The organism is Saccharopolyspora oryzae, from assembly GCF_027853915.1.
Lineage (GTDB): Bacteria > Actinomycetota > Actinomycetes > Mycobacteriales > Pseudonocardiaceae > Saccharopolyspora > Saccharopolyspora oryzae.
Genome location: NZ_JAQGLA010000022.1, coordinates 18,261 through 32,112, shown reverse-complemented (window position 1 = coordinate 32,112; position 13,852 = coordinate 18,261). Strand labels below are relative to the sequence as shown.

General features: G+C 69.8%; 10 protein-coding genes. 4 read left to right on the top strand and 6 right to left on the bottom strand.

What is annotated here, in order from left to right; all coding sequences use genetic code 11:
- Positions 1-40: 40 nt before the first annotated feature.
- From metK to OU415_RS16240, 3 genes are all read right to left on the bottom strand, one after another.
- Entirely contained in the window at positions 41-1,243 is a 1,203-nt protein-coding gene (gene metK, locus OU415_RS16250) for a methionine adenosyltransferase (protein WP_270949629.1), read from the bottom strand.
- A 75-nt stretch (positions 1,244-1,318) separates the two neighbouring features.
- Positions 1,319-3,022, bottom strand: coding sequence for a glycine/sarcosine N-methyltransferase (locus OU415_RS16245; protein WP_270949628.1), 1,704 nt, complete (start codon positions 3,020-3,022; stop codon positions 1,319-1,321).
- Between the two features lie 655 nt (positions 3,023-3,677).
- Entirely contained in the window at positions 3,678-5,354 is a 1,677-nt protein-coding gene (locus tag OU415_RS16240; RefSeq protein ID WP_270949674.1) for an AMP-binding protein, read from the bottom strand.
- Positions 5,355-5,834: 480 nt separating this feature from the next.
- Here OU415_RS16240 and OU415_RS16235 point away from each other — a divergent pair, with 480 nt between their 5' ends.
- The 3 genes from OU415_RS16235 to OU415_RS16225 all read left to right on the top strand — a co-directional run bounded on the left by OU415_RS16235 (position 5,835) and on the right by OU415_RS16225 (position 9,689).
- Complete coding sequence (locus OU415_RS16235) at positions 5,835-7,574, top strand: glycoside hydrolase family 2 protein (protein WP_270949673.1); 1,740 nt, start codon at positions 5,835-5,837, stop codon at positions 7,572-7,574.
- Positions 7,575-7,754: 180 nt separating this feature from the next.
- Positions 7,755-8,780: an aldose 1-epimerase family protein gene (locus tag OU415_RS16230; protein WP_270949627.1), complete on the top strand. Its 1,026-nt coding sequence runs from the start codon at positions 7,755-7,757 to the stop codon at positions 8,778-8,780.
- 69 nt (positions 8,781-8,849) lie between these two features.
- A complete protein-coding gene (locus OU415_RS16225) occupies positions 8,850-9,689 on the top strand; it encodes an alpha/beta fold hydrolase (protein ID WP_270949626.1) in 840 nt (279 codons plus the stop codon).
- Positions 9,690-9,741: 52 nt separating this feature from the next.
- Here the strand turns inward: OU415_RS16225 and OU415_RS16220 are convergent, their stop codons facing one another.
- On the bottom strand, positions 9,742-10,617 hold the full coding sequence (locus tag OU415_RS16220) for an alpha/beta hydrolase (RefSeq protein ID WP_270949625.1): 876 nt from the start codon (positions 10,615-10,617) through the stop codon (positions 9,742-9,744).
- Positions 10,618-10,767: 150 nt separating this feature from the next.
- On the opposite strand from OU415_RS16220, the gene OU415_RS16215 reads away from it, so the two are divergent.
- A complete protein-coding gene (locus OU415_RS16215; RefSeq protein ID WP_270949624.1) occupies positions 10,768-12,309 on the top strand; it encodes an acetolactate synthase large subunit in 1,542 nt (513 codons plus the stop codon).
- A 268-nt stretch (positions 12,310-12,577) separates the two neighbouring features.
- Here OU415_RS16215 and OU415_RS16210 read toward each other — a convergent pair whose 3' ends face one another.
- A complete protein-coding gene (locus tag OU415_RS16210; protein ID WP_270949623.1) occupies positions 12,578-13,228 on the bottom strand; it encodes a LuxR C-terminal-related transcriptional regulator in 651 nt (216 codons plus the stop codon).
- A gap of 5 nt (positions 13,229-13,233) precedes the next feature.
- A complete protein-coding gene (locus OU415_RS16205) occupies positions 13,234-13,800 on the bottom strand; it encodes a sensor histidine kinase (RefSeq protein WP_270949622.1) in 567 nt (188 codons plus the stop codon).
- Positions 13,801-13,852: the final 52 nt, after the last annotated feature.

The window sequence follows — 13,852 nt, the reverse complement described above, 5'->3', positions numbered from 1 at the left end:
CCGCGCCCCGCAGCCCGCGCACCAGCTCCGGGCGACCGACTCAGATGCCGGCGGCGCTCTTCAGCGCCTCGGCGCGGTCGGTGCGCTCCCACGGCAGGTCGACGTCGCTGCGCCCGAAGTGACCGTACGCGGCGGTCGGGGCGTAGATCGGGCGCAGGAGGTCCAGGTCACGCACGATGGCGGCCGGGCGGAGGTCGAAGACCTCGTTGACCGCCGCCTGGATCTTGACCGGGTCGACGTTCTCGGTCCCGAAGGTCTCCACGAACAGGCCCACCGGGGCGGCCTTGCCGATCGCGTAGGCGACCTGCACCTCGATGCGGCTGGCCAGACCGGCGGCGACGGCGTTCTTGGCGACCCAGCGCATCGCGTAGGCGGCGGAGCGGTCGACCTTCGACGGGTCCTTGCCGGAGAACGCGCCACCGCCGTGGCGGGCCATGCCGCCGTAGGTGTCGACGATGATCTTCCGGCCGGTCAGACCGGCGTCGCCCATCGGACCGCCAACGACGAACCGGCCGGTCGGGTTGACCAGCAGCCGGGTGTCGGCGGAGTCCAGCCCGACCCGCTCGATCTCCGGGTCGATGACCTTCTCCTTGATGTCGCCGGCCAGCATGCCCTCGAGGTCGATGTCGGCGGCGTGCTGGGTGGACAGCACCACGGTGTCCAGCCGAACGGCCTGGTCACCGGCGTACTCGATGGTGACCTGGGTCTTGCCGTCGGGACGCAGGTACGGCAGCACGCCGTCCTTGCGGACCTTGGTCAGCCGGCGCGACAGGCGGTGCGCCAGCGCGATCGGCAGCGGCATCAGCTCGTCGGTGTCGTTGCAGGCGTAGCCGAACATCAGGCCCTGGTCGCCCGCGCCCTGCTTGTCGATCTCGTCCTCGGCGCCCTCGACCCGGGTCTCGTGGGCGGTGTCCACGCCCTGGGCGATGTCCGGGGACTGCGATCCGATCGCGACGTTGACGCCGCAGGAAGCACCGTCGAAGCCCTTCGCGGAGGAGTCGTAGCCGATCTCCAGGATCTTGTCCCGCACGATGGTCGGGATGTCGGCGTAAGCGCTGGTGGTGACCTCACCTGCGACGTGCACCTGACCGGTGGTCACCATGGTCTCGACGGCCACGCGCGACTTGGGGTCCTGGGCCAACAACGCGTCCAACACGGCGTCGCTGATCGCATCGCAGATCTTGTCCGGGTGTCCCTCGGTCACCGATTCACTGGTGAACAACCTGCGGTTGATCTCACTCACGACTGCTCCTCACCTCACACTGCTGCGGCTGTGATCCTTGCGTACGGCGGTGACCATTTACGGCACCGGGGGGTCTCAGGCCCGGGCGTGGATGATGCCCCAGGACAGGTTGCCCGCCTTACCACCGGAGACCCAGTTCTTCAAACCGGTCTTCATCTTGGCCCGGTACTCGTCGCTGATCTTGTCGGCGAGCTCGCCCTCGCGGCTCTCGAGCACCTCCAGCACGCGCCCGTAGTGGACGGGCAGGTGCTCGGTCAGGTCGTCGAACTCGAAGTTCTGCAGACCGAGCCGGGCCAGCTCGCGGCGGTAGAAGCCGGGGGACCCCATGGTGTCGAGGTTGATCCGGTTCAGGATCGGCCCGAGGTCCTTCATCCGCGCACCGTCGGCCGCCATCGGGTCGGTGAAGATGAAGGAACCCCCGCCCTTGAGCACGCGGGTCACCTCCTCCAGCACCCGCTCCCGGTCGCCGCTGTGCAGGATCGCATCCTGCGACCAGACGATGTCGAAGGCATTGTCCTGGAACGGGATGTCCTCGAAGGAACCGTCCTTGACCTCGATCAGCTCGTCCAGGCCTGCCTCGCGGTTGAACTCGACGTTGCGGGCGTTCTCCACCTCGCTGAGGTTGAGGCAGGACACCTTGCAGCCGTAGGTCGCGGCCAGGTGGCGGGCGGCGCCGCCGTAACCGGAGCCGATGTCGAGGATCCGGGTGTCCGGGGTGATCTCGACCTTGCTCGCCATCCGCTCCACGGTCCGGCGGGACGCGACGTCGATGTCCTCGTCGGGGCTCTGATAGATGCCGACGTGGATGTCGTTGCCGCCCCAGACGTGGTAGTAGAAGTTGTCCGCGTCCTCGGAGTTGTAGTAATCGCGGGCGGTGTGCACCGCGGTCGAGTAGACGTCGGAGAGCTCCTCGTCCGGCCGGTACTTCTTCTCCGCGACGTGGATGAAGAAGTCCGGTTCGTCGTCGTGGTAGGTCTCCTGGAAGTCGCCGTAGGTGTCGATCCGCTGGAAGCCGACCTCGCGCATGAGCCGCCGCATGTAGTTCTTCCGCAGCGGGTACATGTTCAAGAAGAATTCAGACTTGTCCGGGAACGTGTACTTGAATCGAGCCAGACCGTCGTCGATGTAATCCGGTTCGGCGGAAACGTCATCGCCTGCGTAGTAATAGGTGTGCTTCGAGGAGAATCCGTTGTCCAGAATCGCGTCGTAATTGCGCTGGTCGATGATCAGCACGCCGTCGTGCTTGAGCATCGCGTAGAACTCGGCGAGCGCTTTGCGGCGGTCCCGCTCGGAGAACAGGTGGGTGAACGAGTTGCCCAGGCAGATGATCGCGTCGTATTCGCCGTGCACGTCACGATTCAGCCAGCGCCAATCCGCGTGCACCACGCGCAGGATGTGACCGCCGTAGGTCAGACCGTTGCTGAAGGCCTTGGCCAGCATCTGCGGGCTGCCGTCGGCGCTCACCGCGTCGAAGCCCTCCTCGAGCAGCCGCACCGAGTGGAACCCGGTGCCGGTCGCCACGTCGAGCACCGAGCTGACGCCGCGGGCCTTGAGCTGGTCGATGAAGAAGGAGCCCTCGCTCTCGTAGCGCTTCTTCCAGTCGATGAGCTCGTCCCACTTCTCCACGAAGCTGCCCACGTACTCGTGGGTGTAGTGGTCGGACTCCCGCACTTCCAACGGATTCTCGCCGAACACCTGCTCCTCGCGCGCCACCAGATCGGCGGTATCCGGAGATCCGGGGGTTGCGCTGGATGCGAGGTCGTCCACGCTCTTGGCCATGCTCCACTCCCACCACTCACGTTGGTCATGCGCCACCGCACACACTCGAGCACGCGCAAAATCGCACCCGAGCTCGTCCGTGGCCGTGCCGGGTCGCCACTGCAATAAGGCAACACCTCAGATCGGCGCGGGCAGCCGAGAAACGCTCAAGGCCGCAAAGCACAACGCCGATCGCACTCGATCGGCATCCTTGCCGATCGGCGTGACGCGGAATTCCTGCGTCAGTTGAACAACCTATGCGAAGGAGATCTCAAAGCAAGCGTACAAACGTGTGACGCTAATCACTGCAATACGATGAATGCGTGATTTGAAAAGTCACCCTGGGTGAATAAATGCGCTACTACCTGCGCCAATTCAGAGCATTTGCACGATGGGTAACGATCGGATACGTGCAGTGCGTCATGGAGTTGTGTACACTGCGCGCGCATCGGCTTAGCACAGCGGTTGAAAATTCCGCAACCGCGAGCCGATGAGAATTGGATGAGCAACCGCCGCGGTGGTCGGCCCTTCTCTTCTCAGCCGTTTCATCGCGACGCGGACCAAAGATGTTACGATGCCGCTCCGCGCAATTCCAGCTCCATTCGCGGCGTTCGGCTCCTCCGTTCGGCCCCGCGGTGGGGCGTGGCACGCACCCGGAGGCGCGTGCCACGCGTGCTCACCCCTTCAGCTCCGGGAAGTCCTCCTCGCGGAACTCCTCCGCCCGGCCGTCGGCGCCGGCCAGGTCGTCCTCCCGGCGGCGCAGCTCCACCCGGCGGATCTTGCCGGAGATCGTCTTGGGCAGTTCGTAGAACTCCAGCCGCCGCACCCGCTTGTACGGCGCCAGCTGCTCGCGCGCGAACCGCAGGATCGACAGCGCGGTCTCCCTGGTCGGCTCGTGCTGGCCGGTGAGCACGACGTAGGCCTTCGGCACCGACAGCCGGATGGCGTCCGGCGCGGGCACCACCGCCGCCTCCGCCACCGCCTCGTGCTCCAGCAGCACGCTCTCCAGCTCGAACGGCGAGATCCGGTAGTCGGAGGCCTTGAACACGTCGTCGGTGCGGCCCACGTAGGTGATGTAGCCGTCCGCGTCGCGGGAACCGACGTCGCCGGTGTGGTAGTGGCCGCCCCGCGTGACCGCCTCGGTGCGCTCGGTGTCGTCGGCGTAGCCGGTCATCAGGCCCACCGGGCGCGGCTGCAGCGCCAGGCAGATCTCGCCCTCCTGCGCGGGCTCGCCGGTGACCGGGTCGAGCAGCTCGACGTCGAACCCGGGCAGCGGCCGCCCCATCGAACCGGGCCGCACGTCCTGCCCCGGGGTGTTGGCCACCTGCACGCTGGTCTCGGTCTGGCCGAAGCCGTCGCGGATGGTCACGCCCCAGGCGCGGCGCACCTGCTCGATGATCTCCGGGTTCAGCGGCTCGCCCGCACCGACCACTTTGGACGGCGGAGTGGCCAGGCTGGTCAGATCGGCCTGGATCAGCATCCGCCACACCGTCGGCGGGGCGCAGAAGCTGGTGATGCCGCAGCGCTGCATCTGCGCCATCAGCGCGGCGGCGTCGAACCGCTCGTAGTTGTAGATGAACACCGTCGCTTCGGCGTTCCACGGCGCGAAGACGTTGCTCCAGGCGTGCTTCGCCCATCCCGGCGAGGAGATGTTGAGGTGCACGTCGCCCGGTTCCAGACCGATCCAGTACATCGTGGACAGATGCCCGATCGGGTAGGAGACGTGGGTGTGCTCCACCAGCTTCGGCAGCGCGGTGGTGCCGGAGGTGAAGTACAGCAGCATCGGATCGTCGGAGCGGGTGGGCCCGTCCGGGGCGAACTCGTCGGCGGCGGCGGCGCTGTCCGCATAGGACGTCCACTCCGGAACCGGCTCGCCGACGGCGATCCGGGTGTAGTCGCCGGGGACGTCGGCGAACTTCGCGGCATCGGCCGAAGTGGTCACCACGTGCTTGGCGCGGCCCCGGTCGATGCGGTCGCGCAGGTCGGCCGGGCCGAGCAGCGGGGTCGCCGGGATGATCACCGCGCCGAGCTTCATCGCGGCCAGGATCGTCTCCCACAGCTCCACCTGGTTGCCCAGCATGAGCACCAGCCGGTCGCCGCGGGCCACGCCGAGGCCGCGCAGCCAGTTCGCGACCTGGTTGGAGCGCTGCGTCATGGCCCGGAACGACACCTTGCGCTCCGAGCCGTCGGCCTCGACGATCCACAGCGCGGTGCCGTCGCGCCGCCGGCCGATCGAGTCGAACCAGTCCAGCGCCCAGTTGAACTCGGCCGGACGCGGCCACTGGAACTCCCGCCGCGCGGTGTCGTAGTCCGTCCGGTGCCGCAACAGGAAGTCCCGCGCGGTCAGGAACATCTCGGTAGCGCTACCTCGGGCCTCGGTCACGTCCACACCCTCCTGGACTCGGCAACATCGCCGGGTTGCTGAAGCGGGCCAACAACGTAACCCCGTTGATCCCAGCGGATCCACGACATTGCTCCGATTTGCGGGCCCTCTTTCGGCCGCGTTGACTGTCCGTGCGTTCATGGTCATTGTTGTCGATTGATGGTGCTCCGTGTTCGATCGACATCAACAGCTCGCCACCGGCGATGAGGAGTGGTTCCAGGATGGGCTTGCGCGGCGATGCGAGCAGCGATCCGCTCTCCGGCTCGCCCGCCACCTGCCCTCCGCCGACCACCGCAACGCGACTTCCGCGGAGACCGGACCTGCGGTCCCGGCGGAACTCGCCCCCGTCCCTCTCGGTTCCGCCTGCACCTGGAGGCAACGTTGTTGTTGCGCGCCCTGCTGCTCACCGCACTGCTCGCGGCCTCTTCCGGGATCACCGCCCCCGCCGTGATGGCCTCCGCTGAGGCGTGGCGGCCGAAGCCGCCGCCGCTGACCACGCCGTGGACCGACCAGGTCGGCCCGGACAACGCGCTGCCCGAGTACCCGCGCCCGCAGCTGACCCGGGAGCGCTGGCTGAACCTCAACGGCCTGTGGGCCTACGGCGGTGGCAGCACCCCGCCGCAGCAGACCCGCGAGCAGATCCTGGTGCCCTACCCGCCGGAATCCGGGCTGTCCGGCATCCAGCGCCACGACGACCACATGCTGTACCGGCGGACGTTCCAGCTGCCGCCGGACTGGGCCGGGCAGCGCGTGCTGCTGCACTTCGGCGCCGTCGACCAGAAGGCCGAGGTGTCGGTCAACGGCCGCCAGGTCGCGGTGCACGAGGGCGGCTACACCGCGTTCAGCGCGGACATCACCGACGCGCTCAACGGCCGGGGCGCGCAGGAGGTCTCGGTCGCCGTGGAGGACCGCAACGAGGCCGGCCCGTACCCGGTGGGCAAGCAGCGCAACGCCCCGAAGGGAATCCTCTACACTGGGGCCTCCGGGATCTGGCAGACCGCGTGGCTGGAGCCGGTGCCGCAGGAGCACGTCGCCAAGCTCGACATCACCCCGGACCTGACCGGCTTCGACCTCACCGCGCACACCTCGGCGCGGGGCGGGCAGCCGTTCGAAGCCGTCGTCCGCGACCGGGACGGCCAGGAGGTCGCGCGGGCCGAAGGCCGAGCCGGCACCGCGCTGCGGCTGCCGGTGCCCGAGCCGCACCTGTGGACGCCCGACGACCCGTACCTCTACGACATCAAGGTGCGGCTGCTCGACTCCGGCGACGAGGTGGGCAGCTACGCGGGCCTGCGCACGGTCGAACTGCTGCCCGACGCGCAGGGCCGGCCGCGGATGGCGCTCAACGGCGAGATCGTGTTCCAGCACGGACCGCTGGACCAGGGCTTCTGGCCGGACGGCATCTACACCGCGCCCACCGACGAGGCGCTGCGCTTCGACCTGGAGGCCACCAAGGAGCTGGGCTTCAACATGGTCCGCAAGCACGTCAAGGTCGAACCGGCCCGCTGGTACTACTGGGCCGACCGGCTGGGGCTGCTGGTGTGGCAGGACATGCCGTCGCTGCCGATCGACCTCGCCGACCCGCCGGGCACCAACCCGCCGCCGACCGAGCAGGAGCGCGCCCACTACCGCACCGAGCTGACCGCCATGATCGACCAGCTGCGCAGCGTCACCTCGATCGTGGCCTGGGTGCCGTTCAACGAGGGCTGGGGCGAGTTCGAGACGGCCGACATCGCCGACCTGACCAAGCGCACCGATCCCACCCGCCTCATCAACATCAGCAGTGGCGTGAACTGCTGCTACTCGCTGCCCGACAGCGGCGCCGGGGACATCTACGACGACCACACCTACGTCGGGCCGGGCAGCCCGCAGGTGCGCGACCACCGCGCGGTGGTGGACGGCGAGTACGGCGGTCTCGGGCTGGTCGAGGAAGGCCACCTGTGGCCGGGCCCGCCCGGCGCCTACGAGATGACCGACAGCCGCGAGGCGCTGACCCGCCGCTACGTCGAGGTCAACGACGACCTGGTGCGGATCATCGGGGCCAACGGGCTGTCCGCGGCGGTCTACACCCAGACCACCGACGTGGAGAACGAGGTCAACGGCTTCCTCACCTACGACCGCCGCATCCTCAAACCCGACCAGGACGCGGTCCGCGCCGCCAACCGGGAAGCCATCGACGCGGGCACCCCCTGACATCGACTGGCACCCCCAGCACCCCCGGGCCACAGTGGACCCGACCGCCACGCCGTCCCCTCCGAGGTCCCGTCACCCGACGAAGAACCGCAGTTTCAGTTGAAACTGCACAACCCAGCCACGGCGGAACGCAGTTTCGATTGGAACTGCGGTGGTCCACCGCACCGGGAGGAAAGCACGATGCGACGCTTCAGCAGACGCGCGGCGCTCGTCACGGCGGCCGGAGCCACCACCGCCGCCGCGCTCGCCGGACCGGCCGTCGGCTCGGCCGTGGCGCAGCCGCCCGGCGGGGCGCAGACCGCGAACGGCCGGTTGTACGAGATCCGCTCCGGCAGGCAGCGGGCGGTGATCGCCGGGGTGTCCGCGACGCTGCTGTCCTGGCAGGTCGACGGCCGGGAGCTGCTGCTCACGCACAGCGCCGACGAGGTCGGCGAGGGCTACCGGGGCAAGACGATCCTGCCGTGGCCCAACCGGATCGACCACGGCAGCTACACCTTCGAAGGCCAGAAGTTGCAGGTGCCGGTCAGCGAACCGGAGCGCGATGCGGCGCTGCACGGCCTGATGAGCTTCGTGGAGTGGCAGCCCGTCCAGCACCGGGCGGACGGGGTGGTGCTGGAGTACCTGCTGCCGCCGACCTACGGCTACCCGTTCCAGCTGTTGTTCCAGATCGAGTTCGCCGTGGACGACGCCGGGGTGCGCAGCACGCTGACGGCGAAGAACGTCGGCCGCACCGCCGCACCGTTCGGCACCGCCAACCACACCTACCTGGCCGCGGGCGCCGACCGCATCGACGGCATCGTGTTCGAACTGCCCGCGAGCACGCACTACCTGGTGAACGACCGGCTGATCCCGACCGGGAAGGACTCGGTGGAGGGCAGCCAGTACGACTACCGCCAAGCCCGGCCGATCGGCGACACCAAGATGGACACCGCCTTCACCGACCTGACCCGCGGTCCCGACGGCAACGCCGTGGTGCGCTTCGCCCGCCAGGACGGCGTCACCGCCGAGCTCTGGGTCGACCGGACGCACGGCTACCTCCAAGTCTACACCGACGACAGCCCGAGCACGGAGCGGCCGACGCGCCAGGGCATCACCGTGGAGCCGATGACCTGCGCCCCCAACGCCTTCGTCACCGGCGACGGCCTGATCACCCTGCAACCGGGCGAAACCCACCGCGGCACCTGGGGATACCGCATCGCCCGCTGACGCAGCGCCGTCGCGCAGCGGTCGGCCGCTGTTCCTCCCGGCGCCAGGTCCGGCCAGTAGAGTGGCCGGGTGGCCGAGTACATCCAGATCCCCACGCCCGCCGGGAAGTTCGACGCCCTGACCTCCGGCCCGCAGGACGGCCGCCCGGTCCTGCTGCTGCACGGCTTCCCCGAAGCCGCCGTGGAGTGGAGCGAGCAGCTCTCCGTGCTCGGCGCCGCCGAGTGCTTCGCCGTCGCGCCGGACCAGCGCGGCTACTCCCCCGGTGTCCGCCCGGAGCAGGTCAGCGACTACCGGATGTCGGAGCTGGTCGGGGACGTGCTGGCCATCGCCGAGCACTTCGGCTGGGAGCGCTTCGACCTGGTCGGCCACGACTGGGGCGCTGCCGTGGCGTGGGCGACCGCCGCCGGGCACCCCGAGCGCGTCCGCACCCTGACCACCGTGTCGGTCCCGCACCTGGACGCGTTCAGCACGGCACTGCGCAGCGACGAGGACCAGGCCCAGCGCTCGGCGTACATGCAGGGATTCCGCAGTTCCACCGCGGAGAAGGCGCTGCTGGCCGACAACGCCAAGAAGCTCCGGCAGATCTACTACCCCGGTGTTCCGGAGCACCACGTCGACGACTACGTGCAGCGGCTGACCGAGCCGGGCGCGCTGACCGCGGCGCTGAACTGGTACCGGGCGGCGCGCTACGACAGCGGCGGAATCGGGCCGGTCGAGGTGCCGACGCTGTACGTCTGGAGCACCGAGGACGTGGCGTTCGGTTCGACGGCGGCGATGGCCACCGCGGCGCACGTCACCGGGCCCTACCGGTTCGAGATGCTGGAAGAGGTCTCGCACTGGGTCCCGGAGGAAGCGCCGGACAGCTTCACCCGGCTGCTGCTGCAGCACCTGGTCAGCCACCAGGCGTGAAGAAACGCGCGGCGGGATCCAGGTCCCGCCGCGCGTTTTCGCAGATCGAGGCTCAGGGGCGGTGCTGCGGCAGCGAATCCGCCAGGAACCCGACGAACTCCGTGCCCACCGCGTCGAACACCGCGCCCTCGTGGCCGCCCGGCAGGTAGGTGACCACCGGGGTGTTCGGGTGCCGCTCGACCAGCGCGTTGATGCCGTCCAGGAACGGGTCCGCGTCACCGGTCCACACACCGACCGGCACGTCGCCGAGCTCGTCGAGGCGGCGCAGCGGGTCCACCTCCCGCCACTGCTCCTCGCTGGCGAAGGCTTCCTTCTCCTTCATGCCCTCCCAGTCCAGCTGCAGCGCCGGGGCGAGTTCGGCGACGGCGGCGACGGGCTTGCCCGCCGCGCTGCGGTCCTCGGCGTAGGTCAGCGCGCCGAACCCGCCGGTCGATATCCCCGCGACGGCGAAGGGCAGCCCTTCCTCGTCGCCGAGGCCGCGCTCGCGCAACCAGCCCGGCAGCTCGTCGTTCAGCATCGACGCGAGGTCACCGTTGGCCGAACCGTCGTTCCAGTACGGGTTGTAGCCGCCGTCGACCACCGCGAACGCGAACGCCGGGATCTGGCCCTCGTGGTAGAGCCGCTCCAACGAAGCCAGCGTGTCGTACGGGATCGGCGTCGGGTTCACGCCGTCGCGGCCGTGCAGGTAGAGCACGACCGGCAGGTTCTCGGTGGACTCCAGCCCGGTCGGGTGGGCCAGGTAGAGCTGCACGTCGGTGCCGCGGCTCTCGGAGCGGACCTGCTCGGTGCGGATCTCCGGCATGTCCTGTTCGGACACCGCTGGTGCCGCGTCGACCGCCGGCGGAGCGGGGGCTGCGGGTGGAGCCGGTGGCGCGGCGCACCCGGTGAGCGAAACAGCTGCTGCCGCCGCCACGAGCAGGCTTCCCATTCTCCGAGCGCGGGACACGCCACCTCCAAGTCCGTTAGGTCTGATTCCCACGTTACCGACCCGTAGATCCTTGCCCGGACCTCGGGTGGCCGCGAGCATGGCAGCAAGATCCGCCAGCGCGGGCGGATCAGGAGCGCTGAGGAGCGGCACGTGAAGGGTTCCGAAAGCCTGCTGGCCACTGCGGTCAGCGCCGGCGTCCAGGTCTGCTTCGCCAACCCCGGCACCACCGAGATCCCGCTGGTCGAGGCGTTCGACCAGGTCGCGGGACTGCGGGCGGTGCTGGCGCTGTCCGAGGGAGTGGTCACCGGGGCAGCCGACGGTTACGCCCGGATGACCGGTGCACCGGCGATGACGCTGCTGCACCTCGGCCCGGGATTCGCCAACGGGATCGCGAACCTGCACAACGCGCGCCGCGCCCGCACGCCGATGATGAACCTCATAGGCGAGCACGCCTCCTGGCACCAGGCCGCCGATGCGCCGCTGACCAGCGACATCGAGTCGTTGGCGAGCCCCGTTTCGGGTTCGGTGAGCCGCACCACGTCGGCCGCGAACGCCGCTGCGGAGTTCGCCGAGGCCTATCGCGCCACCATGCAGCAACGGCTCCCCGCGACGCTCATCGCCGCTGCCGACCACATGTGGGAGCAGGGCGGCGAACCCGTCGAGGTCGCGGCGGTGCCCGAGCCGCCGTCGGTGGACGACGACCAGGTCACCGCGATCGCCAAGCTGCTCGCCGGAAGCGGGCGACCCGCGTTCCTGCTCGGCGGGCGCGCGCTGGAGCCAGCCGGGGTCCGCGCTGCGGCACGCATCGCCGCCACCGTCGGCGGTGAGCTGTTCGCCGAACGCTCGCCCGCTCGCATCGACCGGGGACCGGGAATCCCGCCCATGCGGTCGATCCCGTACTTCCCGGAGGACGTTCTCCGCACCTTGGAAGGGTTTTCGCACCTGATCCTGGTCGGCGCCCGAACCCCGGTGTCGTTCTTCGGATATCCGGACGTGCCGAGCTACCCGGTGCCCGACGACACGCAGGTGCACACCCTCGCCGACGTCGAGCAGAACGCCGTCGAAGCGTTGCAGGCGCTGGCGGAGGCGACCGGCAGCGCCGCCACCGAACTACCGGTCATCGCACCGCCCGAAGTGCCGACGCCGAGCGGCGCGCTGTCCGCGGCCGGCATCGCGGCGGCGATCGTGCTCACCCAGCCGGAGAACGCCGTCGTGGTCAACGAAGGCGTGTCCTCCGGTGCTGCGTTCCCGGCGATCGCCGCTGCGGCGCCGGCGCATTCGGAGCTGACCAACACCGGCGGCGCGATCGGCATGGGGTTGCCGGTGGCCACGGGTGCCGCGATCGCCTGCCCGGACCGGCCGGTCATCAACTTCCAGGCGGACGGCAGCGCGGCCTACAGCGTCCAAGCACTGTGGACGCAAGCCCGCGAAGGTTTGAACGTCACGACCGTGATCTGCGCCAATTCCCGCTACGGAATCCTGCAAGCGGAACTCCGCAGAGCGGGCGTCGACCAGCCGGGCCCAGCGGCCGCGAGCATGACGAGCCTCGCCGGGCCCACAGTGGACTGGACAGCCGCGGCACGCGGCTTCGGCGTCCCCGGAACCCGCGCGACGACCGGCCCCGAACTCCTCGACGCCCTGCGCCGGGCACATGCCGAACCCGGCCCCCACCTCATCGAAGCGGTCATCTGAATTCCAGGGCAGGACGGCGATTCCTAGGACGACCAGTGCCGCGACCTTGAGCAGTTCGAGCGCGACGTACCAGAGGTGCGCGGTCGACCTCGGGCCGTCCTCCCCGGCGAGGACGGCGGGCGTGCGTCAGCCGGGGCCGCACGAAGACCAGCTGGGACAGCAGCATCGCGATCGCAACGCCACCGGAGGCGATCGCGGTGCTGCCCGGCGGCATACGACCGCGAGTCCCCTCGGGGCTCGACCGAGGGGACTCACGGACCCCCAGTGCTCAACCCGCGACGAGCATCCGCTCGTCGTCGAGCAAGCCGTGGCGCATCGCGAACGACGCCGCTTCCAGGCGGGAGTGCACCCCGAGCTTGGTCAGCACCGACTGCACGTGCGTGCGCACCGTCGTCGGCGCCACCCCCAGCTGCTTGGCCATGGCCGTGGTGTGCGCGCCGTCGACCAGCATCCGCAGGCACTGGCGCTCCCGGGCGGTCAGGTGGGAGGCCAGCCTGCGGGCGTCGGTGGTGCCGGCCAGGCGCGGCGTGCGCGAGGCGGCCAGCTCGACGACCACCTCGCCGTCCATCACGCCGCGGATCGCGCCGGCCAGCACCTCCAGCCCGCACATCTTGTTCACGTAACCCGCCGCCCCCTTGCCCAGCGCCGCGCGCATGCCCCGGACGTCGCCGTCGGCGGTGAGCACCAGGATCCGGGTGCGCCCGCCGGCGTTGAGCAGCTCGCCGATCACGTCCAGGCCGTCGCCGTCGCCGAAGAACCGGTCCAGCAGGCAGAGGTCCGGCCGGTGGGCCCGGACCTCGCCGACCACGTCCCGGACGTTGGCGGCGGTGCCCACGACCCGGTGGCCGCGCTGCGGCAGGGTCGCGACCAGCGCGTCGACGAAGATCGCGTGGTCGTCGCCGAGTACCAGGTCCGCCATCCCCGTCACCTCGCCAGGTGCGACGGGAACACCAGCCGCGCGCAGGTCCCGCCACCCGGTGCCGGGTCGACGCGCAGTTCGGCACCGCAGCGCCGCGCCAGCGCGACCACGATGCCCAGTCCGAGCGATGCCGTGCCGCTCGGACCACGACCGAATCCCGGTCCGTCGTCGCTGATCTCGACGTGCAGCTCCCCCGCGGACTCGCGCACCGCCACGGTCACCCTGCTCCTCGCGGCTCGCACCGCGTTGTCCAGCAGGTTCGACACCATCCGCCACAGCAGCGTCTGATCGGTGCGGATGGTGACCTCGGCGCCCTCCAGCAGCTCCACCTCGACCGTCCCGCGCAGCGACTTGACCGCGACGAGCTGGGTGAGCAGATCGCGCAGCGCGAAGCCGTCCTCGCGCGGGTGTTCCCGCAGCTCCACCAGCTCCAGCAGCCGGTCCAGCTCGAGTTCCATCAGCTGCAACCGGTGCAGCGCGTCGCCGGGCAGTGCCGGGTCGGCGCGCAGGCCGTCCGCGAGGTAGGACAGCGTCGCCAGACCGTGCCCGAGATCGTGCAACAGGCTGCGCAACTCAGCGCCACCCCGCGAACTGCGCGGACCGGGTAGTTCAGGTGCCCGGACC

What these genes read in the sequence shown, in the direction of transcription:
- OU415_RS16245 (WP_270949628.1), bottom strand. Translation starts at nt 3,022, where the DNA reads ATGGCCAAGAGCGTGGACGACCTCGCATCCAGCGCAACCCCCGGATCT.
- OU415_RS16240 (WP_270949674.1), bottom strand. Translation starts at nt 5,354, where the DNA reads ATGTTCCTGACCGCGCGGGACTTCCTGTTGCGGCACCGGACGGACTAC.
- OU415_RS16235 (WP_270949673.1), top strand. Translation starts at nt 5,835, where the DNA reads ATGGCCTCCGCTGAGGCGTGGCGGCCGAAGCCGCCGCCGCTGACCACG.
- OU415_RS16230 (WP_270949627.1), top strand. Translation starts at nt 7,755, where the DNA reads ATGCGACGCTTCAGCAGACGCGCGGCGCTCGTCACGGCGGCCGGAGCC.
- OU415_RS16220 (WP_270949625.1), bottom strand. Translation starts at nt 10,617, where the DNA reads ATGGGAAGCCTGCTCGTGGCGGCGGCAGCAGCTGTTTCGCTCACCGGG.
- OU415_RS16210 (WP_270949623.1), bottom strand. Translation starts at nt 13,228, where the DNA reads ATGGCGGACCTGGTACTCGGCGACGACCACGCGATCTTCGTCGACGCG.